Here is a 25,524-nt window from a genome sequence, read left to right on the forward strand (position 1 = left end):
TTAATGCAGCACTTTTTAAGCGCGTTACAAAGTGTGCTAGCTGCATTTTTTGGTGTGCAATCCGAAGATAAACGTCAAACAGACTTTAAACACCACTCCCCTATTACATTAATAGCTATTGCCGTGGTACTTTTTGTATTATTTGTGTTGGCTATTTACGCAACCGTGACTTCGGTGCTAAGTACATAGCCATTAGCTCATCGACTTTATTTCGTGAACCGCCTTTTGGGCTAATCGTGCGTTTAACCTGAATTTTATCCAAAGAAGCTTGGCTGTAAATTTTGCGTGTCCATACCGTATCGTGATTTGAAATAAGGACCGGCGTATTATTCTCAAATGCCGCTTGCTCAGCTAAGTTCGCTAAATTAGCCTGGTCGTCCAAATTAAACCCGCCTTTTGCATACGAAGTAAAGGATGCCGTTTTACTTAATGGCACATAAGGCGGATCGCAATAGATCACTGCATTATTAGGCACCAGTTTGAATACATCATCATACCCTAGGCAAGTAAATGTAGCCTGTTGCGCTTTGCTAGCAAAAAAGTACATTTCTTTTTCAGGAAAATAAGGCTTTTTATATTTACCAAAAGGCACATTAAAAATGCCCTTTAAGTTATAGCGGCATAATCCGTTATAACCATGGCGGTTCATATATAAAAATAAGATGGCTCGCTCATATACATCGCTGCTTTGATTAAACTGCACGCGATAATCATAATACGCATCTGAGTGGTTGTTTAAATCAACAAAAAGCTTTTTGGCATCACTAATAAACTCATCAGGCGAACGCTTGAGCTCTTTATATAAATTGATTAAATCAGCATTAATATCGTTAAGTACATAGTGTTTAAAATTGCTATTTAAAAACACTGAGCCTGCACCAACAAAAGGTTCAACCAAAGTATCTGCATGCTTACTTGCTTGATTTAGTCGCGCGTTAATATCTTCAACGAGGCTGTATTTTCCGCCAGCCCACTTAAGGAAGGCTCTACTCTTTTGCTGCATTGGCTCTTTACTTCAATTCGGTGTTGCGCGATTTTACACTAAAGCTACTGAGTTTACTGATCAACTCGTGCAATTTCTTGTTTTATTTTACTAATTTTTTTATAGAAAGGTTTATTTTTTCTAACCCCTGCAGGAAGCCCTTGCAGTGCTTGCTTTGCCTCATTTAAGTTAGCAAAACTACCTGTAGTTACTACCCACCATATTTTACCATTTCGTTTAGTTTGGTATGTATTAGTAATACTTTTTAGCTTATGTTTAGCAATAAACTCATTACCTACCTGCTGCTGAGTTACGGCTAAGAGCTGAATAACAAAATTATCCTCAGGTTGTTGTAAGTACCAATTACTGGGTATTTTTACTATTTGGTTTTGCGACTTTGTTTGTGCAGGTTTAGTAATCGGTTTTTCTTCAACGGGTTTTAATTCCGGCTTTTCCTGCTCAACAACAATCGTTGATTCCGTTAAGCTCTCGACAATCGCTGGAACATTATTATTGGTGGAGTCTTGAGTGGGCTTTTGAATGACAGCCGCTGACGGCTCACTACTTACAGGTGGTATAAGTTGCTGTGGTTTATTTTCAATAGCTTGCTCAGTTGTAATGGCGGTTGATAGCACTTGCTCATCAATTTGACGATTAGCATTTTCCCACCACTGGGTCATATCGGTTTTGTACACAAGACCAATAATCAACAGCATAATTATCAATAATAATGTGAGCAGCTGTAAGCGCCAAGACACCTTATCTTTAACGACAATATCAGCAACCTGCTCGCTTGGCTGCCAGGCTAACAACAGACTCGGGTTACCTTGAGCTTCAACTAAAAAGGTTTGAAAGACAGGATCTTCATCATAAGGTAAGCTCGTAAAATACCATCCCATAAGCTGCTTACTTTCAACTATATTTAATGGCTCTAAATGTATATTTACTGCATCTTTAAAGGGTAGTTTAGACTGCGATGCAATCATAATATAAAGTACATTAGGTGCATTTTTTGATAGTAGCTCAAGCTCCGCGATTAGCTCTTCAGATAGGTGTCTGCCGCCATCAATAACCCACAAACACGCCCCACATTGTTGCTGTTGCGCTAATTGATAATAGTTTTGCGATAAGCTTAGGTTGTGATCAATTAAAGGTGCATTAAAACTTTGCTCTAATAACTGAGTCATTAACTGCACATCAGTCATCTGTGCGCTTACTTGCACAAATGCTTTATTAAAATCGTTATATTTATCAGTAATGAAGGTTTCAAGCAAATAGCTTTTACCTAGACCAGAAGTACCCAATAAAACAATTAGGTTTTGACCATATTCAAATTGTAATGCGATTCTATCCACCAAAGCCGCACGGCTTGGTAAAATTTGTGACTGCATTTATTGCTCGATCAACGCTCTAACTTGATCATCAGATACATCATCAACTAATGCACACTGACCAAATTTGGTGGGTAAAATAAATCGGATAGTCCCTTTTTTATTCTTTTTATCTTTGCGCATATGCAGTAAAAATTGCTCACTAGTCATATCGCTAGGGATTTCGATTGGTAAATTATACGCTGCTATTAATGTGGTAATACGCTCTACATCTTGCTGTGTTAAGTCGTTACGAGTATGAGCAAGCTTGGCAGCAAGCACCATACCTGTTGCCACAGCTTCACCATGTAACCACACGCCGTAGCCCATTTGCGCTTCTATAGCATGGGCAAACGTGTGCCCTAAATTTAACAGCGCACGCAGGCCTTGCTCTTTCTCATCTTGTGCAACGATAAGCGCTTTAATTTCACAGCATCTAAAAATAATATGCTGTAAACAGGCTTCATCTAACTGTTGTAATTGAGCGATATTTCGCTCTAAAAAAGCAAACAACTCAGTGTCGTAAATTAGGCCATATTTAATAACTTCAGCCATGCCTGCAGCAAACTCTCGGGTAGGTAAAGTATGTAGAGAACGCGTATCTATAAACACAGCCTGGGGTTGATAAAAAGCCCCTATCATATTTTTACCTAACGGGTGATTTACTGCTGTTTTGCCACCAACTGAAGAATCGACTTGAGATAATAACGTGGTAGGAATTTGGATAAAAGGCACACCGCGCTGATAACAGGCAGCAACAAAACCAGTTAAGTCACCAACTACGCCACCACCTAATGCAATTAAGCAGGTGTCACGACCGCAATTATTTTCAAGTAAGAATGCTGATATTTTTTCAAACCAGGTAAGCGATTTATATTGCTCGCCATCTGGAATAATAAAATGAAGTGGGTTTAGCTGTGCTAATGAGTCAAGCAACTGCTGAAGATAGAGCGGTGCAATAGTGTCATTAGTAATGATGATAGGCCGACAATCACCAATATGATGGATTAGACGGCCTGTATCTTGAAGTGCAGATTGACCAATATAAATAGGATAACTTCGCTCGTCTAAATTAACAGTTAATTCAAGCATGCTGGGTTAGTCCTTTTTAATACTGGCTTTTAAAAATCCAATTTCTCGATTATTTGGTTAGCAACAACTTTCGCGCTCTGCTCATCAGTGCGTACAACAAAATCAGCTACTTCTTTATATAATGGTTCACGCTCTTCTGCTAAGCGCTCAAGTACATCACGAGGTGCTTCTTCTGTTTGCAGTAATGGGCGACGCTTGTCGCGTTGCGTACGTGCAACTTGCTTTTCAATCGGTGTCTCTAGGTATACAACAATACCGCGAGCCGAAAGCTTGTTTCGAACTTCTTTACTCATTACTGAGCCACCACCAGTAGCAAGAACAATACCTTGCATCTCGGTTAAGTCACCAATAACAGATTCTTCACGAAGTCTAAAGCCTTCTTCACCTTCAAGATCGAATACCCAGGCAATATCTGCGCCCGTGCGACGTTCGATTTCTTGATCAGAATCAACAAATTCAAGGTGTAATTGGTCAGCGATGTGACGACCAATCGTGCTTTTGCCAGCCCCCATGGGGCCAACTAGAAATATATTACGTTTCTCAGCCATATCTTTTAGTACAAACGAACTCTAAAATTTGAAATAAAACCCCGCCTAACGACCTGGCCCCAAAATTAAGAAAGGGATTATCTCAGTAATCGGTCGGGTATTTCAAGTCAATTAGGATAAAAAGCCATATAACGAGCAATTAAACTAAATAATTACCCATTGGTTAACAAAAAAGCACCTTATTATAGGCAAGTTTATCTTCTAGGGTTAAAATTTATGCAATTAAAGGTTACTACGTGTTACTTAGTAAGTGCTTTTGTATAGTAATTTCAAAAAAACTCAGTCACAAACAACATAAACGTAGTCTTAAAATGCATCCGCAGTACAGTACACAATATAAAATTATATACTGCCTAATTGTACATTTACAGGGAGTGTTCACACCAACATAACTAAATACCAATTCCATCTAGTTTGTCGTTCAGCCTAGATAGTTTGAGTAACCAAAGCCCTGAAGAGTCAATCTGTCTCAAGCAGCACTCAGGTTAGGTAATTAGTCTATTTGAATTTTAGGTGTGACAAAAATCAGCAGTTCGCGCTTTTCATTAAACTCGCTTGTGCTTTTAAATAGTCTTCCTACGTAAGGAAGGTCGCCCAATAAAGGTACTTTTTTGGTCGAATTAATAATTTGCTGTTGGAAAATACCACCCAACACTACCGTTTGTCCATTCTCAACGAGAACTTGAGTCTCAATTTGTTGCGTATCAATAGCAACAGCAGGACCAGTTCCTGTTTGAACAGTATCACCACGGGTATCTTGAGTAATTATTAAGTTTAAAATAACTTTGTTGTCTGGTGTGATGTGAGGTGTTACCTCTAGGCTCAACACTGCCTTTTTAAAGCTTACAGTTGTTGCGCCACTTGAAGCAGATTCAACATAGGGGATCTCAGTACCTTGCTCAATACGCGCTTTTTGCTGGTTAGCAGCGGTGATACGCGGACTAGCAATGATTTCACCCTTGTTTTCTTCTTCGAGCGCAGTTAATTCTAAATCAATTAACGTTCCATTAGCTAGTTTAGCTATATGCATACCAATACTTGCCGATGGATTTGCGACAGGTAAATTAACGTTGAGTCGATCTGAAAGGCTAGGAATATTTCCATTAGAAATCGTTTCAGCGCCTTCTAATGTACCAGAAACACCATCAGAGCCTTGTTGATCACTGAAGCCCCAACGAACGCCTAAGTCTTCGGTTACATTATCACGAACGGTTACCATACGCGCTTCAATAACCACTTGTTTGACCGGTATATCTAAGGTTTCGACCATGCGGCGAACACTTTCAATGCTTTTTGCTGTGTCTTTCATTAATAGCGTATTAGTACGTTGATCAACAGACACACTGCCTCTCGCTGTAATAATACTATTGGTATCTGTTTTTAATAAGTCGGCAAAATCTTCTGCTTTGGCGTAATTTAAACGGATGTATTCACTATATAGTGGCTCTAAATCTTCAACTTGTTGCTTCGCTTTTAACTCTTTTGCTTCACGGGCAGCAAGCTCTTCAGATGGCGCCACCATTAATATAGAACCATCCATACGTTTGTCTAAGCCTTTTATTCTTAGCACGACGTCTAACGCCTGATCCCAAGGGACCCCATCTAAGCGAAGGGTAATATTGCCAGTTACTGAGTCACTTGTTACCAAGTTAAAATCATTGTAGCCCGCAATAATCTGTAACACAGCGCGAACAGAGATATCCTGAAAATTAAGCGTCATAGGGCGGCCTAAGTATTCTTTGCCTCCATCTAAAAATCCATTTTGAGTCTCGTCTTTCTCAACCGTTAAGGTAAAAATATTTTCGATTTGCTGATACGTGTAAGCAAAAGCTTTATTAGGTTCAATTACAATGCGTGTCAGATTATCTTCCTTAAACGTTTCTATACTGCTCACTACAGTACCAAAGTCGAGTACGTCTAATTCATACAATAAGTCATCTAAAATATCGGTATGATGAAACTCTGCAATGATTTTCCCGCCACTTTCATGAACCTCAATAGCAGCCTGTGTATCTTGCAGGTAAACAAGTACTTTTGCTTCACCTTTTTCACCGCGGCGAAAATCAATTGCTTGAATGCCATTAATATAATTAGAGGTATAAGCAGGTGTATCTTCACTTGTTGTTACCATTTGCTCTGTTAGGGGATTATCAGATATTCTTATTGAAACTAAATTGTTGTTTACCTCAGTTTCATATATTTTTAATCGCTCCAAATTAATGGTTACCTTTAAACCCGCGCTGGTCATCATGCTGCTGATGTTACTTATTCCTGCTTGGTTAATAGCAATATTTGCCAACCCTTCATCTAGTTCAACAGCATTAAATAATAACTCTATACGTGCCGGACTATTAAAAACTTGTACCTCAGGTTGTTGCTGTAACTCTTCATCAAATACTAGCTGTAATTCGGTTTCACCTTTAAGTAATGGATTATATCGAACATCATAGAGTAAAGGGGCTGCACTGACTGTTTTCGTAATTAGTAATAAAAATACAAATAGCAATGTCGTTAAAATACGGTGATGCGAACACTCAGCTTTGTGCATATAGGGAATACCATTTTTCTTATTAATTTGCGCCATTAGTTGCCGCCTCTAACATTTCTAATTTGGTCAAACGTTCTTTCCAACAACCTGACCCATCAGGGATTAATTCTACTAATTCAATATAGTCACTATTAACACTGCTTACTTTTCCATCATAGGTACCTAAATAGCTCCCTATGGATACTCGGTGTAAGGTGTTATCAGCAGCTGTAATGAGCGCCCATGTCTTGCCGTTCGATCCTATTGTGCCCTTCATTGATAAATTATCTAATGGGTACTTCTCCAGAGGTTGACGAACACGTTCTGGGTCTGGGTGAAGACAGTTTTTAACTTGTGTTAGCTTATTTTGTATAATTTCTGGTTCTGGTGCTACAAAAGGGCTACGTATATCTTTGGCGTTATATTCAAAGTGCTCAAATTTAACTAACTCAGGTATTTTTTCTACACGTGCAGTAGTGTTTGCCTTAACCTGATCAATAAATTCTTTTTGCTCAGATGTATCTTCATTACAGCCACTGAGCAACAATATTGCGACAGTTAAAAAGGGAAGTTGCTTCATCATCTTACTCCCTCTTCATAACGATAAGTTTTTGCTACTACACTAAATGTTAGCTGCTTTTCGCCAGATGATAAAATAGAAAAGTCGTGTAAACTTACTATTCTTGGCAATTGAGCCACTTTTCCTACAAATTCACCAAACTCATGATAAGTGCCTACCACTTCAATTTTAATGGGTAGTTCGGTATAGAACTCTTTTTCAACTTCTGGTAGCCAACCAATTTTTAAAAATGTTAAGCCGCTGGTTGTCCCCACATAGGAAAGGTCATCTAATAATCCTGGCGTCTCATTTGAGGTAGGTAGACGTTTTAATAGCTGAGAAAACTTATCTTCCATCTCAACCATTTGTTCACGATAGATATCGAGCTTACTGGCAACTGCATATTTAGTTCGATAAGTTGTGCGTAATTCTATCTCTTTGGCAACCGCGTTATGGTAGCTTTCTATCTCATCTGACACTAATAAGCTGTAGCTAAAAAACAATACGAGACAAGCAACAAAAGAGCAGCATATTGCTTTTACAATAACTGGCCACTCGCCTATATTATCAAGCTCTATTTCATTCCAATCTATTTCTGAAAACGACTTAAAATCAAGGTTCATTACGTACCTCACCTATTCTGCCAAATGGTTTTACGTAGAACTCCATATTAAAATCGCTGAGTAAACGAGAAGACTGCTCACCTGCAACAATACCTTGCATTGTCGGGCGCTCTAATAAATAAGAACTTTGTACCTGTCGAAGCATAGTGGATAAACGATTATTAGACTCACTTTTACCTAATACATGAATTTGACTACCTTTACGCTCAAGCTTGGTTAAGTAAACCCCGGCAGGCACTATTTTTGCCACTTCATCCATTATTTGCGTGCCTAAATTTCGGCTGCTTTGTAGTTCTTCAATTAAACGCATACGTTGTTGTAGGTTTTCTTTTTTTTTGTCTAAATCACGTATATCGCGAATTTTTTGATCAAGCATTGTAATTTCTGAGCTGAGGTAGTTATTTTTTAGCATTTGTCCTTCTTTTAGACCGCTATAGAATGTACTCAGCGCATACATAGTTACAAAGCAAGCTATAACCACGGCCATCAGCAATGTAATAAATTTCTTTTTAGACTGCTCACGCTGTAATTCACGCCAAGGTAGTAAATTTATATGTGGCATGATGAAAAACTCCTCAACGCCAGGCCGGTCGCAATTGCAAACTGAGTGCGGTGGCGCTGTATTATATTACGATCTACTCTAGGTGATATTTCCATTTTATCAAATGGTTCAACAACAACCGTATGTATCCCTAATTCTTCAATTAATAACCTATCAATACCTTTAATCATGGCAGAACCGCCAGTCAGTACGATATAGTCCAACTGCTCTTTACCCGTTGTGGTTAAAAACATTTGTACAGCACGACGAACTTGCTGCAATAGCGAGGTTTGAAAAGGCGCTAACACTTCAAATGTATAATTAGGAGGTAAATCACCCGTTGTTTTACCAATTTCAGCCTCATCAAAGCCTTTATTGTAGTAAGCAACAATACTATTTGTGTATTGGTCACCACCAAATACTTGGTCGCGGGTATAAATTGTTTCACCAGATTGCACTACACTGACTAAGGTAAGCACTGCACCTATATCAACTACCGCAACGGTCTTATCAAACGCATCAGATGGGAGCTGTTGATAGTAAACATCCATAGCCCGACTTAATGCATAACTTTCAACATCCACAACTTTTGCAGTTAAGTTAGCAGCACTAAGTGCGCCTACTCTCGCTTCCACACTTTCCGTTCTCGCTGCAGAAAGTAGAACATTAATTTTGCTCGGATCGGCACTGTTAGTAGAGAGTTTTTCAAAATCTAAACTGACTTCATCTAATGGATAAGGAATCAAACTATCGGCTTCAATCTCAATCTGTGACTCTAATTCAGCGTCGCTTAAGGAAACATCCATGAAAATGACTTTGGTAATCACTGTTTGCCCTGAGACAGCAACAGCAGCAGACTTTAATGACTTTGGTAGTTTTCGTTTTAACTTGGTTATCACATTGCCAATTGCTTCAATATCTTGAATGTTACGCTCGCTCATAGCGCCTTTTGGCATAGGTTCAATTGCAAGTGCCTCTAGTCGAAGCCCAGTTTCTGTTTCACTTAAAAGCACGGCCTTGATAGAGTGCGATCCTATATCAATACCCACCATCATAGGCGATGGTTTTTTTATCAATTGACTTAGCATGTTTGAAACTTTGCCTTTGTTTTAATAATAAACAAGTTATAATTTATATCTTAAAAAATATTATTCAATTTTTAATCAATATATACTAGCAGTCTCAACCTGTAATTGGGAGTCCGTTTAGGGAATTATCAGTGATTTTATTAAAAAGAACTTTACAATTTTTGATCATTTGTGCATTACTTGCACTAATTACATTGCTTAGCCTTTATTACTACGTTAAATCCGATATTCCAAGCGTACAGGTTTTAAAAAACGTTCAATTACAAACGCCTATGCAAGTATTCACCAAAGATGGGCTCTTAATCAACCAATTTGGTGAAAAAAGACGTATCCCTGTAACTATAGACCAAATTCCTGAGCCTTTATTACAAGCTTTTTTAGCAACAGAAGATAACCGTTTTTATGACCATATCGGTATCGATCCAATTGGTATTGTACGCTCAGCACTGGTACTTATTTCTACCGGTGAAAAAAAGCAAGGTGCTAGTACAATCACGATGCAGTTAGCTCGTAACTTCTTTTTAACGCGAGAAAAAGCCTACATTCGTAAGGTAAAAGAAATATTTATTGCCATCCATATCGAAAATTTACTTTCAAAAGATGAAATCTTTGAACTTTATCTGAATAAAATAGAGCTAGGAAACCGAGCCTTTGGTATTGGTGCAGCTGCTCAGGTTTATTATGGTAAAGAGCTAAAAGAGCTTACTCTTGCACAAATGGCAATGATTGCCGGTTTACCCAAAGCGCCTTCAGCACTTAACCCTATTCGTAATCCAAAGCGAGCCAAGGCCAGAAGAAATGTAGTGTTAGGGCGAATGCTAGATGAAAAATATATTTCTAGAGCGCAGTATAACGAAGCTACGAGCCAGCCAATTACCGCCTATTTCCATGGGGCTGAAATTGACTTATATGCGCCATATATTTCAGAAATGGTACGTGCTGAAATGGTATCGCGCTACGGTATAGATAAAGCCTATAACTCTGGATTTAAAGTGTATACTTCTGTTGAGTCAAATATTCAACAGGCGGCACAAACGGCTTTGGTTAACAATTTACATGCCTATGATATGCGCCATGGATTTAGAGGTCCTGAAGCCATTTTATGGGATCCACAAACAGAGCCCACACCTTCTGATTCTAAGTTATTAAACATTTTAAAAGAGGCCAATGAACTAGGCCCTCTAAAAGCCGCTGCAGTTTTAAATGTATCCGACAAAAGCGCGGAAGTAATACTTAAAAGCGGCGAACGCACAACATTGACTTGGGATAATCTAAAGTGGGCACGTAAGTTTATCACCCGTTATCGCCAAAGCTTTGCTCCTGAAGCAGCAAGCGATATATTAACGCCTGGCATGCAAATATGGCTGCGTAAAAATGATGACAACAGCTATATTTTGAGTCAAATCCCTGAAGCTGCAAGCGCCATTGTGTCTTTAGACCCACAAGACGGGCGTATAAAAGCCATTGTAGGCGGTTACAGCTTTGAACAAAGCCAATATAACCGTGCAGTGCAAGCTAAACGCCAAGTTGGCTCTAATATTAAGCCATTTATATACTCTGCTGCACTTGAAAAAGGCTACACCTTAGCGTCAATTTTAAATGATGCTCCTATAAATCAATGGGATAAAAGCCAAGGTGTCGCATGGCGACCTAAAAATAGCCCTGCCATTTATAATGGCCCTATTCGCATTCGCCGTGCTTTAGCACAATCAAAAAATGTGATTTCGGTACGTTTATTACGTGGTGTTGGCTTGCAACGTACAGCCGATCATTTACTTAAATTTGGCTTTGCAAATGAAGATATAAATCGCAGTGAATCACTGGCTTTAGGTAGCGCATCTATCACTCCAATAGAGTTAGCTCGTGGCATGAGTACTTTTGCCAATGGCGGCCACTTAATCGAACCTTACTTTATTTCAGAAATTCAAGATGCCATGGGCAACACCTTATTTAAAACTAACCCGACTGTAATTTGTGATAATGAAACGACAACGCCTAGCTCGCTAATGCTAAGTGAGCAAGTAGCACCAAATTGCGCGCCGCAGATTATATCTAAACAAAATGCATTTTTAATTGCCAGTGCTATGAACAGCGCAATTTGGGGGGGTGGTAGCTGGTCTCATAAAACAGGTTGGAGTGGCACAGGATGGCGTGCACAAGCGCTAAAACGTCGCGATCTGTCAGGTAAAACAGGCACCACGAATGACTCTGTAGATACTTGGTTTAGCGGCTTTAATCGCGATGTGATGACCTCTGTTTGGGTTGGCTTTGATAACCCTGGTAATACGTTGGGACGCTCAACCTATAACAATAACTTAGGAAGTGGGCAAATATCAGGCGCAGAATCAGGTGCTAAAACAGCTCAGCCTGCATGGGTGGATTTTATGAGAGTTGCACTGGATGGTAAACCTGCGGCACCTATCGAACCGCCTGAAGGGTTGGTTTCTATTCGTATTGACTTAGAAACGGGGCTGTTAAGTCATAAAAACGATTACACCAGCCGTTTTGAATACTTTGAAAAGGGCACTGCTCCCACCAAGTATGTGTTATCACAACCAAATGATATATTTGAAGAAAACACTAAAACTGAAGAAGAGCTATTTTAAATATAGCGAACATTAAAAAGGCCGCTAATTTGCGGCCTTTTTGATGGTCTAACTAATATTTTGTACCAACCAGTATAAGTCAGAGTGCACGCCCGCTGCGGTCACTTCTTTACCCGCACCAGGGCCTTGTATCACTAATGCGTTTTGGTTATACCACTGAGTATTAATCACAAAAATATTATCGCCAGGTGTTAAATTAGCAACCGCTTCGCTTTTTGGTACATAGGCAATTCCTACCTTAGCGTTTAGCTTGCTGTTTTTAAACTCTAGCAATCCGGTATAACACAGTGCAGCATTTTGTTGCAAAGCCGCTTCGAAGTGCTGCTTGATAAACGTATCTAAACTAGCCTTGTTATCAACAAAGTCATTCCAACTGCCCGCACTTAGCTCATCGGGCATCAATGCCGATAAAGAAATGTCACCAAGTTCCAATTCAATACCTAATTCACGCGCCAAAATAAGCAACTTGCGTTGCATATCTCGGCCAGATAAATCTTCTCGCGGATCAGGTTCGGTGAACCCCAAAGCTTGTGCTTCAAGCACTAAATCTGAAAATGCCTTGCTGCCATCATACATACTGCATAACCATGACAGCGTGCCAGAAAACACGCCTTCTATACGCGTTATTTTATCGCCACTGTTTTGCAAATCGGCCAGTGCAAAGTTAATCGGTAATCCGGCTCCCACACTGGCATTATAACGCCAATGTAAGCCGCGCTGTGCCAAATCTTCACGTAATGCTTGATACCAGCTCAGCGGAGCTGTGCCTGCGTATTTATTAGCACTAATTAAGTGACAATTTAATTCCACAAATTTGCTATAAAGCTGGCTAAAATATTCACTGGCGGTAATATCAATCACTACCTTATGTTCATACTCAAGCGTATCAATGTATGACAACAAATCAGCTTGCTGATAGGGGCTTGCATGGTTTTCCCATTGCTGTTGCCAGCTCTCACAATCTAACCCATTGGCATTAACCAGCATCTGCTCTGAGCGCAGTAATGCTACTAACTTAACGTTAAAACCTGATGATAAACGGGCTAGTTGTGCTGGTAGTTGGCGCATAAATTCGGTACCCACATTACCAAGCCCTGCAATAATTAAAGCTATTTCTTGCGCTTTATTGATCAATTTATCATGCAGTAAGCTCAGCACATCACTCTCAAGTACCTGATCGGTTAATAATAACGTATAACCGTCACCAAAATGAGTAAACCTAGGATGGATTGATTGCGCTTGAAGTACAGCGGCACTTTGCTCACTGAGCATCGCTATATCTTGCTCTGATGCAATAATTGCAACCCCATTTAAGTTAGACTCACTAATGTTGGCGCGGCCAGCAAAATAATTAACCACCTGATATGTCGCCGACGCAGGGACTACCAAGTAAATTTCGCCCGCATGTTCAAAGTGATGCAAACTATGCTGAATAAGCTGACTAACATGCGCTACCTCGCCTTCACTCAAGTCATCAACAGTAAGTAAATCCACATTGTTAATCGTGGTTAAAAAGCGCTTTTGTTTACTCATTCCTAGTTTAACTATTTCGGTATGGCTGCCTTGAAGATCGTAGCTACTGCGAACAATTAACTCTATATCGGTCCCTTTTAATGGCGATAATGTTTTAGCATGTAGTACGGGGTTACCTAGTCTAGCCAATAAATTAGCTTGTTCGCGGCACACCCGCGCATACTTAATCGCATTAGCGACCTTACGCGGATCAGTACTAAAAACACCTTGAGTGTCAGTCCAAATAGACACTTTTTTAGCATTGCAATATCGTGCTAATAAAGTAGCACTGTAATCACTACCATTTCGCCCTAAGGTCACGGTTTCATGTTGTAAATTAGCCGCAATAAACCCTGTAACGACATTAATTTTGCTTGTATCTATGGCTTTTAAGCACTGCTGCTGATTATTAGCATGCTGTAGCTGCCCTGCGTCTAATATGAATAACTGCCTAGCGTCCAGAGCGCAAGCACTAATGTTAAGTTGCCCTAAGTAAGCGCTTAATAGCCTTGCAGACCATAATTCGCCATGAGCTAATAGCCACGCTTCAGTTAATATGTTTTGCTTAGCCTGCTGAGTAATAATGCTTAGCTCAGTGGCAAGTATATTGAGTGCTTCATGCTTAGCACCCGCTATAAGCAATTGTTCAATTAGCGAAGATTGATGATTACTTATTAATAAAATAATGTCAGCAATCGCTTGGGTATCTTGCTGTTGAAAGCTTTGCCACAATTTAACCAAGGTATCGGTGGTTTTACCCGCAGCAGATACCACCACACAATCCCCTGCTTGAGCATGAGTTAAAATAATATTTGCGACACTTTTAAAGCGATCCGCTGAGCTTAAACTCGAACCACCAAATTTATGAACCTGATTTACCATGTTAATACCAACTCGACTTCATGTTTTATATTTTCAAAATTGGTAGGCACTACCATAACGCCGGATGCGCCGCGTTTAGTTTCGCTGAGCCAAATGACTCACTGGCACCATTTTTTGCAGCTAAAGCATTATCTGCTTGCCCGGGGCGAACCAAATTAAATACCCTGTCTAAATCAGCAAGTAAGTCTTTTGCATCTTCAATACCCACCGAAATACGAATAAGCGTATCACCCACCCCAGCTTCTGCACGAGCAGTCGCCTCCATGCCTGCATGGGTCATGGTTGCGGGGTGACAGATCAAACTTTCAACTCCGCCTAATGATTCCGCCAAACTAAATTCATTTAAGCGCGTTAAAAACGCTGCAGCATCGTTTATATCGCCTTTGATATCAAAACTAACCATTGCACCAAAGCCAAACTGCTGCGCCTTAGCAAGCGCATGTTGTGGATGTGATTCAAGACCTGGATAGTAAACCTGAGCAACAAACGGGGAGTTTTCTAGATACTGTGCAATAGCGAGTGCGTTTTCTTGGTGTTGCCTCAAACGCACGTTTAACGTGCGCAAACCTCTGAGAGTTAAATAGCTATCAAATGGCGCTCCAGTAATGCCAATATTATTTGCCCACCATGCCAGTTCTTCACCAAGCTCAGCGGTTGCTGCAATAACCGCCCCCCCAACAACATCTGAATGACCATTGATATATTTAGTAGTTGAGTGAACCACAATATCAGCACCAAATTTAATCGGATTTTGCAAAGCCGGCGATAAAAATGTGTTATCGGCAGCAACCAGTGCACCGCACTGCTTAGCAATATCGGTAACTGCTTTAATATCAGTTAATCGTAAAATTGGATTACTCGGTGTTTCAATCCAGATCAGCTTAGGTTTAATAGCAAGAATTTGCGATAAGCTTTCGCTTTTAGTGAAATCGACCACTTCTAGCTTTAACAATCCGCGTTTTTCCAGTGAAGTAAATAAACGATAACTGCCCCCATAGCAATCGTGAGGGATCACTAATGTATCGTCACTATTTAATAATTGGGTTGTTAAGTGAACAGCCGCCATGCCCGTTGCGGTAATTATACCTTTAGCCCCGCCTTCAAGTTCAGTGAGCGCCTCAGCCAAAATGTCACGGTTAGGATTACCACTGCGGCCATAATCATATTGGCGCTTGGTATCAAAGTCAGCAAATGAGTAAGTGGTTGATAAATAAAGCGGTGGAACAACCGCACCATGCTGTTTATCGGCTTCTATTCCACTACGAACAGCAATTGTTGCCTTATTTTTTTCACTCATTTTCGTCACCTTCACTATTTTGGATGTTTAGACGTCTAAAAGGTAGCGCATGCAGTTTAAGATGTCAAAACATTTAAATGTCTAGATAGCTAAATAACTAGTATTTGACTATCTTTTTTAAACCGATAGAATTTCACGCATATTTACACGCTTTGATGCTGTGTGAGCAATTTATAATCTGAGGCAACGATACATCTTATGGCTAAATGGAATGGTGAATATATTCACCCATACGCAGAACACGGGAAAAAATCCGAACAAGTAAAAAAGATCACCGTTTCGATCCCGCTAAATGTATTAAAAGTATTAACCGACGAGCGTACCCGTCGTCAAATAAACAACTTACGCCATGCAACAAATAGTGAGCTTTTATGCGAAGCGTTCTTGCATGCGTTTACAGGGCAACCGCTACCTAATGATGATGATCTACGTAAAGACAACGCAGAAAAAGTACCTGAAGAGGTGAAGAAAATAATGCAAGAAATGGGACTAGAAGTGCCTATTTTAAATGAAGACTAAATTTCTTTATCTGTGTTATAAAAAAACCTCAGCAAATGCTGAGGTTTTTTTGCGTTAATTTACACTTAAAATTACGCCATGTAATTTTCTGGCATATCAATTTGTGCCACACCCGAATCAACTGCAGCTTGAGCAACGGCTTTGGCGATACGAGGCAGTAAGCGCGGATCCATAGGTTTTGGTATAATATATTTAGCACCAAACTCTAATTTATCGATACCTGCAGCAGTCAGTACTTCAGCCGGAACTGGCTCTTTAGCAATACTGCGAATTGCCTCTACAGCAGCTATTTTCATTTCATCGTTTATTTCACTTGCGCGTACATCTAGTGCGCCACGGAAAATAAATGGAAAACAAAGTACGTTGTTAACTTGGTTCGGATAATCAGAACGGCCAGTCGCCATAATAAGATCGTTGCGTGCAGCATGTGCTAATTGCGGATCAATTTCAGGATCGGGGTTTGAACATGCAAATACAACTGGGCGGTCAGCCATTAACTTCAAATCATCGGCGGCTAATAAATTAGGGCCTGATACACCAACAAACACATCGGCATCTTCAATTACGTCCTGTAAAGTACGTTTATCCGTGTTGTTTGCAAATAATTGCTTATATTCATTTAAGTCATCACGACGTGTATGAATAACGCCTTTACGGTCTAACATATAAATGTGTTCACGCAGTGCGCCACACTTAATTAAAAGCTCCATACAGGCAACAGCTGCAGCGCCGGCACCTAAACACACGATAATCGCATCTTCAATTGCTTTACCTTGTACTTCTAGCGCATTTAGCATACCCGCAGCTGTTACAATTGCCGTACCATGTTGATCATCATGAAACACAGGAATGCTGCAACGTTCTATAAGTGCTTTTTCTATCTCAAAACATTCTGGCGCTTTAATATCTTCTAGGTTGATACCACCAAACGTGTCTGCAATATTCGCAACCGTGTTGATAAAGTCTTCGGTTGTGCGGTGCTTAACTTCTATATCAATTGAGTCTAGGCCTGCAAAACGTTTAAATAATAATGCTTTGCCTTCCATTACTGGTTTTGAGGCCAGAGGGCCTAAATTACCTAAGCCTAAAATTGCGGTGCCGTTAGTAATAACCGCAACCATATTTCCTTTACCAGTATACTTATAGGCATTTGCTGGATCAGCGGCAATTTCACGAACAGGTTCTGCAACACCTGGGCTATATGCGAGCGCGAGGTCTTTAACCGTCTCAGCGGGCTTGGTCAGCTCAATACTGATTTTACCTGGAACGGGATGGGCATGGTAATGTAGTGCTTGTTCACGAAAATCTGACATAACGCGATTATATCCTGCAATTTAAGTTAAAGTGAGAGGTAGTTTTATTCTACGATACCTTTATTATTTTTAAATTCCAAGCAATATCAGGTCTATCCTGTTATATGCTAGAACTCTTAATTTTAAGTGATTTATCAGCAACTTCCCTAGATTATCCTGACATTTTTAAAATATAAATTCGTCATAAAAATGAAAATTACAGGTCGTTTTTACCCTTATTCAATATTTATGAAATACTCTTTTCAGTCTTAAATTAAAATAGTGAAATACCGAACTTTGTTTAACTTTAAATACAAATAACTTCACGTTAACTACATTTAAGTACCATATTTAAAGTGTAACAAATAAAAATATAGATAATATTGGCAATTTTGTCTGCAAATGTTTATGCATATTCGGAATAAGAACAGGAAATAGTTATGCAAAAATAATAAATACAAAACTGTTATAAAAATGGAGGGATAAGTGAATTTTAGGCACAAAAAAAGCACCCTAAGGTGCTTTTTTTACATAGAAACAAAAAATTATTTTTTGCTGCTAAGTGCACCGAAGCGCTTGTTGAAGCGATCAACACGGCCGCCAGTGTCTAAAATCTTTTGCTTACCAGTGTAAAACGGGTGACACGCAGAACATACGTCTAAGTGAATGTCTTTACACAAAGTAGAACGAGTTTCGAATTTGTTTCCGCATGAACAAGTTGCAGAAATTACTTCGTACTTAGGGTGAATACCTTCTTTCATAGGAACCTCTAGTTAAGGCCGCATCGCTCTCCAAACCCGAAGTCTGGCACCATACGTCGTTAAAACAAATTTATTGGTCGTGAATTTTATCCAACAACCCGCACGCACACAAGCTTTAATTATTCTTTTTACTAAAAAGTCGGCAAACACCTATTGATTACTGATTTGTCGGTAGGCTTTTAATACTATTTTTAGTACATTAGGCTATTAGGTTTCTTAGTTGAGTTGTTATGTGTTTTGTTGAAGTTGCAATAAAAGTCCCCTTACCTCGCACCTTTGATTATAAAGTGGATGAGCAATTAACACCGCTGACTCAATTGCAGCCTGGCATGCGCGTACTCGTCCCTTTTGGCAATCAACGAAAAGTAGCGGTTATCCTTAGTTTAAAAACCGATACAGAAGTTCCTGAAGGCAAAATCAAATCTATTATTGAAGTAATTGATAATTCGCCGGTGTTATCTGCGCAACATTTGGAGCTGCTGAAGTTTACTGCGCGTTATTATTGTTATCCACTAGGTGAAACTATTCATATTGCACTCCCCAATGCGCTGCGCCAAGGTGAATGCCCTGATAAAACCAGTATAAATATGCTGACGTTAACTGATAAAGGGGCGCTTTTACCATCTTTAAAAGCTAAAACACAGCTTAACTTGCTTAAGCAATTATCTGCATCGGGTAAGTCATCATTAACGGAACTAAAAGCACTCGGGTTTAATAAAAAGACTATTGATAGCCTGTTGGCAAAAGAGTTGATAGTGCAAACCATTGAACATGACAATCAATGGCAACATGCCTCTCCTACTGTGGGCACTAAGCCTCGCTTAAATAAAGAACAAGCGATTGCTTGCACAGCTATTAATCAAAGCACCGGTTTCAATAGCTTTTTACTTGAAGGTGTCACTGGTAGCGGTAAAACAGAAGTTTACCTACAGTGCCTTGAAGAGGTGTTAAAGCGTGGAGAGCAAGCGTTAGTACTTGTTCCTGAGATAGGTCTAACACCGCAAACAGTGAATCGTTTTAGGCGCCGTTTCCCTGACACGCCAATTATGCTATGGCATTCAGCGCTCACCGATAACGAGCGCCTGCAAACATGGCGGTTTTGTGAAAAAGGCAGTTGTGCCATCGTTATAGGTACTCGTTCGAGTATTTTTCTGCCCTTTTTAAAACTCGGGATGATTGTGGTTGATGAAGAACATGATGCTTCATTTAAACAACAAGATACTTTACGCTATCATGCACGCGATTTAGCAGCGTATCGAGCTTATCAGAATAACATTCCGCTTATTTTAGGTAGTGCGACTCCCGCATTAGAAACACTGCACAAAGCAATTAATAACAAATACCAGTTACTCACATTAAGTGAGCGAGCACAAACTGCCACCGATAATCAATTTAAGCTTCTCGACATGAAAGGTCAGCCTGATCAAGCAGGTATCGCCCATGCGAGCCTAGCGATAATGCGCCAGCACCTGAATAAAGGTAAGCAGGTAATGGTATTTTTAAACCGCCGTGGTTTTTCGCCTACTTTAATATGCCATGAGTGTGGTTGGTTAAGTGAATGTAATCGCTGCAGCACGAGTGCAACCTTTCATAAAGCCATCGGTCAGATGATTTGCCATCACTGTGGTGACCAATATCAAGTACCGCATCAATGCCCTGATTGTGGTAGCACGCAGATATTTCCTAACGGTAAAGGCACTGAACAAATAGAAGAATTTTTGAGTACTGAATTTAAAGACATCCCAATTAGCCGAATAGACCGCGACTCTACGAGGCGCAAAGGCAGCCTTGAAAAAGCATTGGATGAAATAAACCAAGGTGGCGCACGCATTTTAGTCGGTACGCAAATGCTGGCCAAAGGCCACCACTTTGCGGATGTAAGCTTAGTACTCATTTTAGATGTAGATAGTGGTTTATATTCGTGTGACTTTAGGGCAACAGAACACCTTGCTCAATTAGTGACTCAGGTTGCAGGCAGAGCGGGACGTTCTGGTGAGCCCGGTGAAGTATTATTACAAACACACTTCCCTGAGCACCCATTATTACAAGATTTAGTTAATAACGGCTATCAAGATTTTGCCCGCTTTGCGCTCACTGAGCGCAGTGACGCGCAACTGCCGCCCATCACCAGTATGGCGATAGTTCGTGCACAAGGACATAACATTAAGCAAGTCGTCGACTTTCTAACGGATTTGGTTCCTGTCAATGGGGTATCTGGTATACAATTGCTTGGACCAATCCCAGCACCTTTAGAAAAGATTGCGGGGATGTATCGTTTTCAATTACATATTCAAGCGCAAGATCGACGCATTTTACACCCGTATCTTGCACAAATGGTTGATTATCTCAGCACCAGCAAACTTGCTCAAAAAGTTCGCTGGAGTTTAGACGTAGACCCTACAGACATGATTTAGGTAAGGCCACACATAACACCATGGCACAGCACGATTATATTAATAAAAAACCAAAGAATAAAAAAAACACCAAACAAGAACCGGCTAAAAAACCTTTTCCGCTGTTATTAACTTTCATTGCACTAGTACTTGTGGGTGGTTTCGCATATGGACTCTGGTTTGTTAAAAATAATGCCGATCCTGATCTTGTTGAAAAACAGGCAAACCCAACAGCCGAAAAACAAGTAGAAATAGCTAAACCGCGACCACCTAAATTTATTAAAGAAATTAAAGAGCATGAAATTCAAGTTGAAGTGAAAGAACTTGAACAAAAAGGCCCTTATGTTATGCAGTGTGGTTCATTTAAAACGCATCAACAAGCTGAAACCTTAAAGGCTAAAATAGCCTTTGCTGGGCTAATTTCAGAGATCAAAAAAGCCACAGGTACCAATGGTGTTTGGTATAAGGTGCGTTTAGGGCCTTATGAAACCAAGCGCCAAGCAGAAAGTGATAAAAATAAACTAAAACGAATTAATATCGTTGGCTGCGGAATTTGGGGCTGGACTTGAATTTAAACCATTCACCCATATAACCTCTTCATAATCGTTTTTTACGCGCTGCCCCCTTGCAGCGCGATGATGAGGAATAACATGACTACAATCGTAAGTGTACGCCGTGATGACAAAGTTGTTATTGGTGGTGACGGCCAAGTCTCCCTTGGTAATACTGTAATGAAGGGCAATGCCCGAAAAGTTCGACGTCTTTATAATGGCAAAGTAATTGCTGGTTTTGCTGGCGGTACTGCTGATGCCTTCACCCTTTTCGAACGTTTTGAAAGCAAATTAGAAATGCACCAAGGTAATCTAACTAAAGCGGCCGTAGAAATGGCTAAAGATTGGCGTAGCGATCGCGCCCTACGTAAACTTGAAGCTCTATTAGCTGTCGCTGATGAAACTGCCTCACTGATCATCACTGGTAATGGTGACGTCGTTCAACCTGAAAACGACCTGATCGCAATTGGCAGTGGCGGAAACTTTGCGCAATCTGCTGCAACCGCCTTATTAGAAAATACCGACTTAAGTGCTCGTGAAATTGTAGAGAAAAGCCTAACAATTGCTGGCAACATCTGTGTATTTACGAATAACTTCCAAACTATCGAAGAATTGTAATAGGAACTCGCCATGTCTGATATGACCCCAAGAGAAATTGTTCATGAGCTAGACCAGCATATTATTGGTCAAGCAAAAGCAAAAAAAGCGGTTGCTATTGCCCTTCGTAATCGCTGGCGCCGTATGCAGTTAAACGAAGACTTACGCACAGAAGTAACGCCAAAGAATATTTTAATGATTGGCCCAACTGGTGTAGGTAAAACAGAAATTGCGCGTCGTTTAGCAAAACTTGCTAATGCCCCTTTTATCAAAGTTGAAGCTACTAAATTTACAGAGGTGGGTTATGTAGGTAAAGAAGTTGAAACTATCATCCGTGATTTAGTTGATGTTTCAATTAAAATGACTCGTGAGCAACAAACTAAAAAGTTTAAACACCGTGCAGAAGAAGCTGCAGAAGAGCGTATTTTAGATGTATTACTGCCTCCAGTGAAAGATCAATACGGTGAAGTTCAGCGCGATGATAACTCATCAACACGCCAATCGTTTCGTAAAAAATTACGTGAAGGCCAGTTAGATGACAAAGAAATTGATATTGACTTAGCGCAAGCCCAGCCGAATGTTGAAATTATGGCTCCTCCTGGCATGGAAGAAATGACCAACCAGCTACAGGGTATGTTTCAAAATATGGGTGGTGATAAACGCACTAAACGTAAGCTTAAAATTAAAGAAGCATTTAAACTACTTACCGAAGAAGAAGCAGGTAAGTTAGTCAACCCTGAAGAATTGAAAGAGCAAGCAATTTTTGCGGTAGAGCAAAATGGCATTGTGTTTATTGATGAAATAGACAAAATCTGTAAGCGTGGTGAAGCCTCAGGCCCAGATGTAAGCCGTGAAGGTGTACAACGTGATTTATTACCGCTTATTGAAGGCTCTACGGTTAATACTAAGCATGGCATGGTTAAAACTGACCACATGCTATTTATTGCCTCAGGTGCATTCCAAATGTCTAAGCCATCAGACATGATCCCTGAACTACAAGGCCGTTTACCTATTCGTGTTGAACTTGAAGCACTAACAGCTGATGACTTTAAGCGTATTTTAACTGAGCCACACGCATCACTTACTGAACAACAACGTGAGCTACTTAAAACAGAACAAGTTGCTATTGAGTTTAGCGACGATGCAATTGAGCGTATTGCTAAAGCCGCGTGGCAGGTTAATGAGAAAACTGAAAACATCGGTGCTCGCCGTCTGCATACTGTTATGGAAAGGTTAATGGAAGAAATTTCATATGATGCTTCAGAAAAAGCAGGTTCAAGTTTAGTTATTGACGCTGCCTATGTTGAAAAGCACCTAGGTGCACTGGTTGAAGATGAAGACTTAAGTCGCTTTATTCTTTAATTGCAAAGACATAAAACGTTATACTAAAGCCTCCAGCATGGAGGCTTTTTTGTAAGTGAGATGACAATGAAACAAGTAACTAAAGTGCACTATCATAGTGTGAGTAAAAATTTAGATGTGCTCTTTGATGATCATTCAGAGACAACCTTCAGTGCGGAGTTTTTACGGGTACACTCTCCCTCAGCCGAGGTTCAAGGCCATGGCTCTGAACCTATGAAGTTGGTACTTAATAAACAAGCTGTGGCTATTAAAACCATTACACCCGTAGGGCATTACGCATTACGTTTAGAGTTTGACGATGGTCATAATAGCGGGCTATTTAGCTGGCAATATTTTGCTAAGCTGCAGGCTGAGAAAGCGAGCTTGTGGGACACATATTTAGAACGTGTTAAACAGCATGAAAATAACAAAGACAGCGTACCAATAAAATTTGTACCTTAGCGCCAGTGGGGATGCTTCTGCTTAGTTAGTAAGAAAAAAGCGGCAATTAAGCCACTTTTTTCTATGGAAAGTTATACTTTATATTTTGAGATTGCTTGATGAAGCACCCTTGATTGCTCAGATACCTCTTCACTGGTTTGCGCATTAGTTTGTGAGTGAGCGGCAGCTCCTTCAGCAATATCTCGAATACGGACTACATTTTTATTAACCTCTGATGCTACCTGACTCTGTTCATCAATAGCAGTGGCTATATGTGTACTCATTTCCATAATCGTTTGCACATCAACAGTGATTGCTCCTAGCAATTCACCCGCTTTTGTTGCTTGTGTTGCACTCTCACCACCCTGAGTACGACACTGATGCATAATACTCACTACCTCTTGGGTACGCTGTTGTAAGGTGTTAATAATACCTTCAATTTCGCTAGTTGACTCTTGCGTGCGTTGTGCAAGTGAGCGCACCTCATCTGCAACAACCGCAAAACCACGACCTTGCTCACCCGCTCTTGCTGCTTCAATAGCCGCATTTAGAGCCAGTAAATTAGTTTGTTCTGCAATGGCACGAATTACATCAAGTACAGAGCCAATGGTTTCACCATCTTTTTCTAGCTGTGACACCACGCTAGAGGCCTTACCAAGCGAATCAGACAAAGCATTAATATGTTTAATGGTTGACTCTACTTCAACTTGACCTTGTTGAGCACTTACATTGGTTGATTCAGCTTTTTTAGCTGCAGCTTCTGTATTATGTGAAATATCTTGAATCGTTGCTTGCATTTCTGTGGCTGCCGTTGCCACCATGTCCGCTTCATGCAATTGCTCTTGCATGCCAGAACTAGTTGCTGAGGTTGTTTCAGATAAGTTACCCGTTGCTATATTAAGCGTTGTCAGAGCAGTATTTACTTCATAGATAAGATCTTTAAAGTCGCTAATCAAGCTATTAAAATCTATGGTCATCCTAGTGACTTCATCTTCTCCTTTGTGCTCTATGAATAAGCTTAAATCATTGTTTCGTCTTATCTTGTCAATAGTTTGATAAACTTTCTCAATAGGCTGAATTATTGAACGGCTAGTTAAATACACAAGGACCATAACAATAATACTGGCAGCTATAAATATGGCTATTGCTAATAATTGCGCCTGCTGAGCTGTCTCACTCACTTGCTTTTTAGTGGCCGTAGTAATGGCAGTAACCACATCATCACTTTTCTTAACACTAACTCTCATTTTCCCAAGAGCCCCCGAATCTAAATCAACCCCTAAGGCGACTTGTGCATCGACTAGTGCGGTAAATTTGCCTTGGTAATTAGTCATTAATGAGGTTAATTGATTGCGTATATTACTAGGTATTTCTGCGGTATTTATTTGTTGTTTTAACTCATCACCCAATTTATTAAATCGGTCTAAATATTTGGTATCTAAACGTAACATAAAGTCTTTTTCAGCACGGCGTAGCTGCAGCATAGTAGTAAGTAATTTATAATTATTTTGCTGGTTCAGCAGTGTTTCAATGTTGTGTACTGACTCACGCAATTCGCCATAGAGTGCATCTTTAGGGTGTAAACCTATCTTTCGCTGTAAATTAACAACAACTTGAAAGTCATCATAATACTGCTTTGCAAGCGCCTCAAATTGGTTAACCTGAGCAATGGCAATATCTAAATCGTTTGATAAAACAGATAGTTTCCCCAGTTTTAGCTGAAGCTGTTTATATTCATTGGTGAATAAATCTAAGCTATTTTCATCTTTATAAAATAAAAAATCTTTTTCATATTTACGCATCGAAAGCTCATGCACATCAAGCTCTTCGGCGTATTGAATTGTTTCATTTAATTTAAGCATTACACGTGCTTCATAAATGATAATGCATAGCATGACAATCATTGCTAAGCCAACAACTAGGGCATTTAGTTGCAAACGGCGTTTTATCGTCAGATTTTGTAAAAAATTCATTGTAAATACCTATATTAAATTTGCCAGCG

Annotated in this window: 22 protein-coding genes; 8 read left to right on the forward strand and 14 right to left on the reverse strand. The window is 40.0% G+C overall.

Annotated elements, in window-relative coordinates:
* The first annotated feature begins 3 nt into the window (after window positions 1–3).
* On the forward strand, window positions 4–189 hold the full coding sequence (locus tag CWB77_RS03270) for a DUF2970 domain-containing protein (protein WP_041709648.1): 186 nt from the start codon (window positions 4–6) through the stop codon (window positions 187–189).
* Here CWB77_RS03270 and CWB77_RS03275 read toward each other — a convergent pair.
* The 9 genes from CWB77_RS03275 to CWB77_RS03315 form a co-directional block, all read right to left on the reverse strand.
* Entirely contained in the window at window positions 152–1,003 is an 852-nt protein-coding gene (locus CWB77_RS03275) for a Dam family site-specific DNA-(adenine-N6)-methyltransferase (RefSeq protein WP_010390441.1), read from the reverse strand. The two genes, CWB77_RS03270 and CWB77_RS03275, sit on opposite strands and share 38 nt — an antisense overlap.
* Before the next feature lie 53 nt (window positions 1,004–1,056).
* On the reverse strand, window positions 1,057–2,373 hold the full coding sequence (locus CWB77_RS03280) for an AAA family ATPase (protein ID WP_138621353.1): 1,317 nt from the start codon (window positions 2,371–2,373) through the stop codon (window positions 1,057–1,059).
* Window positions 2,374–3,444, reverse strand: coding sequence for a 3-dehydroquinate synthase (gene aroB / locus CWB77_RS03285; RefSeq protein WP_075170537.1), 1,071 nt, complete (start codon window positions 3,442–3,444; stop codon window positions 2,374–2,376).
* Between the two features lie 29 nt (window positions 3,445–3,473).
* A complete protein-coding gene (aroK, locus tag CWB77_RS03290) occupies window positions 3,474–3,992 on the reverse strand; it encodes a shikimate kinase AroK (protein ID WP_008466255.1) in 519 nt (172 codons plus the stop codon).
* A 493-nt stretch (window positions 3,993–4,485) separates the two neighbouring features.
* On the reverse strand, window positions 4,486–6,576 hold the full coding sequence (locus CWB77_RS03295; protein WP_010390433.1) for a type IV pilus secretin PilQ: 2,091 nt from the start codon (window positions 6,574–6,576) through the stop codon (window positions 4,486–4,488).
* Entirely contained in the window at window positions 6,563–7,099 is a 537-nt protein-coding gene (locus CWB77_RS03300) for a pilus assembly protein PilP (RefSeq protein WP_010390432.1), read from the reverse strand. The genes CWB77_RS03295 and CWB77_RS03300 overlap by 14 nt, the downstream gene beginning before the upstream one ends.
* On the reverse strand, window positions 7,099–7,701 hold the full coding sequence (locus tag CWB77_RS03305) for a type IV pilus inner membrane component PilO (RefSeq protein ID WP_010390431.1): 603 nt from the start codon (window positions 7,699–7,701) through the stop codon (window positions 7,099–7,101). Before CWB77_RS03305 ends, CWB77_RS03300 begins: the two co-directional genes overlap by 1 nt.
* The gene (locus CWB77_RS03310) at window positions 7,691–8,263 is read right to left on the reverse strand and encodes a PilN domain-containing protein (RefSeq protein WP_054202545.1); all 573 of its coding nucleotides are present in this window, start codon (window positions 8,261–8,263) and stop codon (window positions 7,691–7,693) included. Before CWB77_RS03310 ends, CWB77_RS03305 begins: the two co-directional genes overlap by 11 nt.
* A complete protein-coding gene (locus CWB77_RS03315; protein WP_010390429.1) occupies window positions 8,251–9,330 on the reverse strand; it encodes a pilus assembly protein PilM in 1,080 nt (359 codons plus the stop codon). Before CWB77_RS03315 ends, CWB77_RS03310 begins: the two co-directional genes overlap by 13 nt.
* A 131-nt stretch (window positions 9,331–9,461) precedes the next feature.
* Between CWB77_RS03315 and CWB77_RS03320 the strand changes: the two genes are divergently transcribed.
* Window positions 9,462–11,936, forward strand: coding sequence for a penicillin-binding protein 1A (locus tag CWB77_RS03320; protein ID WP_055012263.1), 2,475 nt, complete (start codon window positions 9,462–9,464; stop codon window positions 11,934–11,936).
* 48 nt (window positions 11,937–11,984) lie between these two features.
* On the opposite strand, the gene metL is transcribed toward CWB77_RS03320, so the two are convergent.
* Window positions 11,985–14,330 (reverse strand): bifunctional aspartate kinase/homoserine dehydrogenase II, encoded by a 2,346-nt coding sequence (metL, locus tag CWB77_RS03325; protein WP_138621355.1) that lies wholly within the window; start codon window positions 14,328–14,330, stop codon window positions 11,985–11,987.
* Between the two features lie 49 nt (window positions 14,331–14,379).
* A complete protein-coding gene (metB, locus tag CWB77_RS03330; RefSeq protein WP_138621357.1) occupies window positions 14,380–15,627 on the reverse strand; it encodes a cystathionine gamma-synthase in 1,248 nt (415 codons plus the stop codon).
* A 198-nt stretch (window positions 15,628–15,825) separates the two neighbouring features.
* Between metB and metJ the strand changes: the two genes are divergently transcribed.
* On the forward strand, window positions 15,826–16,146 hold the full coding sequence (metJ, locus tag CWB77_RS03335) for a met regulon transcriptional regulator MetJ (protein ID WP_008115021.1): 321 nt from the start codon (window positions 15,826–15,828) through the stop codon (window positions 16,144–16,146).
* A 71-nt stretch (window positions 16,147–16,217) separates the two neighbouring features.
* Here the strand turns inward: metJ and CWB77_RS03340 are convergent, their stop codons facing one another.
* On the reverse strand, window positions 16,218–17,459 hold the full coding sequence (locus tag CWB77_RS03340) for a malic enzyme-like NAD(P)-binding protein (protein WP_008465773.1): 1,242 nt from the start codon (window positions 17,457–17,459) through the stop codon (window positions 16,218–16,220).
* A 524-nt stretch (window positions 17,460–17,983) separates the two neighbouring features.
* Window positions 17,984–18,199 (reverse strand): 50S ribosomal protein L31, encoded by a 216-nt coding sequence (rpmE, locus tag CWB77_RS03345; protein WP_008115018.1) that lies wholly within the window; start codon window positions 18,197–18,199, stop codon window positions 17,984–17,986.
* 230 nt (window positions 18,200–18,429) lie between these two features.
* On the opposite strand from rpmE, the gene priA reads away from it, so the two are divergent.
* The 5 genes from priA (at window position 18,430) to CWB77_RS03370 (ending at window position 23,543) form a co-directional block, all read left to right on the forward strand.
* Window positions 18,430–20,613 carry a primosomal protein N' gene (priA, locus tag CWB77_RS03350; RefSeq protein WP_138621359.1) on the forward strand — a complete coding sequence of 728 codons (2,184 nt, stop codon included), beginning with the start codon at window positions 18,430–18,432 and terminating at the stop codon, window positions 20,611–20,613.
* Window positions 20,614–20,633: 20 nt separating this feature from the next.
* Window positions 20,634–21,161, forward strand: coding sequence for an SPOR domain-containing protein (locus CWB77_RS03355; RefSeq protein WP_138621361.1), 528 nt, complete (start codon window positions 20,634–20,636; stop codon window positions 21,159–21,161).
* 81 nt (window positions 21,162–21,242) lie between these two features.
* Window positions 21,243–21,761, forward strand: a complete 519-nt coding sequence (hslV, locus tag CWB77_RS03360) for an ATP-dependent protease subunit HslV (RefSeq protein WP_008115012.1) — start codon at window positions 21,243–21,245, stop codon at window positions 21,759–21,761.
* Window positions 21,762–21,773: 12 nt separating this feature from the next.
* Window positions 21,774–23,102: an ATP-dependent protease ATPase subunit HslU gene (hslU, locus tag CWB77_RS03365; protein WP_054202550.1), complete on the forward strand. Its 1,329-nt coding sequence runs from the start codon at window positions 21,774–21,776 to the stop codon at window positions 23,100–23,102.
* A 66-nt stretch (window positions 23,103–23,168) separates the two neighbouring features.
* Window positions 23,169–23,543, forward strand: a complete 375-nt coding sequence (locus tag CWB77_RS03370) for a gamma-butyrobetaine hydroxylase family protein (protein ID WP_138621363.1) — start codon at window positions 23,169–23,171, stop codon at window positions 23,541–23,543.
* A gap of 71 nt (window positions 23,544–23,614) precedes the next feature.
* Here the strand turns inward: CWB77_RS03370 and CWB77_RS03375 are convergent, their stop codons facing one another.
* On the reverse strand, window positions 23,615–25,495 hold the full coding sequence (locus tag CWB77_RS03375) for a methyl-accepting chemotaxis protein (protein ID WP_010390403.1): 1,881 nt from the start codon (window positions 25,493–25,495) through the stop codon (window positions 23,615–23,617).
* Window positions 25,496–25,524: the final 29 nt, after the last annotated feature.

The sequence above is a fragment of the Pseudoalteromonas sp. S1610 genome, from assembly GCF_005887465.1.
GTDB lineage: Bacteria > Pseudomonadota > Gammaproteobacteria > Enterobacterales > Alteromonadaceae > Pseudoalteromonas > Pseudoalteromonas undina.

Bases quoted from the DNA above. Each gene is read 5' to 3' on its own strand.
- CWB77_RS03270 (WP_041709648.1), top strand. From the start codon at position 4: ATGCAGCACTTTTTAAGCGCGTTACAAAGTGTGCTAGCTGCATTTTTT.
- CWB77_RS03275 (WP_010390441.1), bottom strand. From the start codon at position 1,003: ATGCAGCAAAAGAGTAGAGCCTTCCTTAAGTGGGCTGGCGGAAAATAC.
- CWB77_RS03280 (WP_138621353.1), bottom strand. From the start codon at position 2,373: ATGCAGTCACAAATTTTACCAAGCCGTGCGGCTTTGGTGGATAGAATC.
- aroB (WP_075170537.1), bottom strand. From the start codon at position 3,444: ATGCTTGAATTAACTGTTAATTTAGACGAGCGAAGTTATCCTATTTAT.
- aroK (WP_008466255.1), bottom strand. From the start codon at position 3,992: ATGGCTGAGAAACGTAATATATTTCTAGTTGGCCCCATGGGGGCTGGC.
- CWB77_RS03295 (WP_010390433.1), bottom strand. From the start codon at position 6,576: ATGGCGCAAATTAATAAGAAAAATGGTATTCCCTATATGCACAAAGCT.
- CWB77_RS03300 (WP_010390432.1), bottom strand. From the start codon at position 7,099: ATGAAGCAACTTCCCTTTTTAACTGTCGCAATATTGTTGCTCAGTGGC.
- CWB77_RS03305 (WP_010390431.1), bottom strand. From the start codon at position 7,701: ATGAACCTTGATTTTAAGTCGTTTTCAGAAATAGATTGGAATGAAATA.
- CWB77_RS03310 (WP_054202545.1), bottom strand. From the start codon at position 8,263: ATGCCACATATAAATTTACTACCTTGGCGTGAATTACAGCGTGAGCAG.
- CWB77_RS03315 (WP_010390429.1), bottom strand. From the start codon at position 9,330: ATGCTAAGTCAATTGATAAAAAAACCATCGCCTATGATGGTGGGTATT.
- metL (WP_138621355.1), bottom strand. From the start codon at position 14,330: ATGGTAAATCAGGTTCATAAATTTGGTGGTTCGAGTTTAAGCTCAGCG.
- metB (WP_138621357.1), bottom strand. From the start codon at position 15,627: ATGAGTGAAAAAAATAAGGCAACAATTGCTGTTCGTAGTGGAATAGAA.
- metJ (WP_008115021.1), top strand. From the start codon at position 15,826: ATGGCTAAATGGAATGGTGAATATATTCACCCATACGCAGAACACGGG.
- CWB77_RS03340 (WP_008465773.1), bottom strand. From the start codon at position 17,459: ATGTCAGATTTTCGTGAACAAGCACTACATTACCATGCCCATCCCGTT.
- rpmE (WP_008115018.1), bottom strand. From the start codon at position 18,199: ATGAAAGAAGGTATTCACCCTAAGTACGAAGTAATTTCTGCAACTTGT.
- priA (WP_138621359.1), top strand. From the start codon at position 18,430: ATGTGTTTTGTTGAAGTTGCAATAAAAGTCCCCTTACCTCGCACCTTT.
- CWB77_RS03355 (WP_138621361.1), top strand. From the start codon at position 20,634: ATGGCACAGCACGATTATATTAATAAAAAACCAAAGAATAAAAAAAAC.
- hslV (WP_008115012.1), top strand. From the start codon at position 21,243: ATGACTACAATCGTAAGTGTACGCCGTGATGACAAAGTTGTTATTGGT.
- hslU (WP_054202550.1), top strand. From the start codon at position 21,774: ATGTCTGATATGACCCCAAGAGAAATTGTTCATGAGCTAGACCAGCAT.
- CWB77_RS03370 (WP_138621363.1), top strand. From the start codon at position 23,169: ATGAAACAAGTAACTAAAGTGCACTATCATAGTGTGAGTAAAAATTTA.
- CWB77_RS03375 (WP_010390403.1), bottom strand. From the start codon at position 25,495: ATGAATTTTTTACAAAATCTGACGATAAAACGCCGTTTGCAACTAAAT.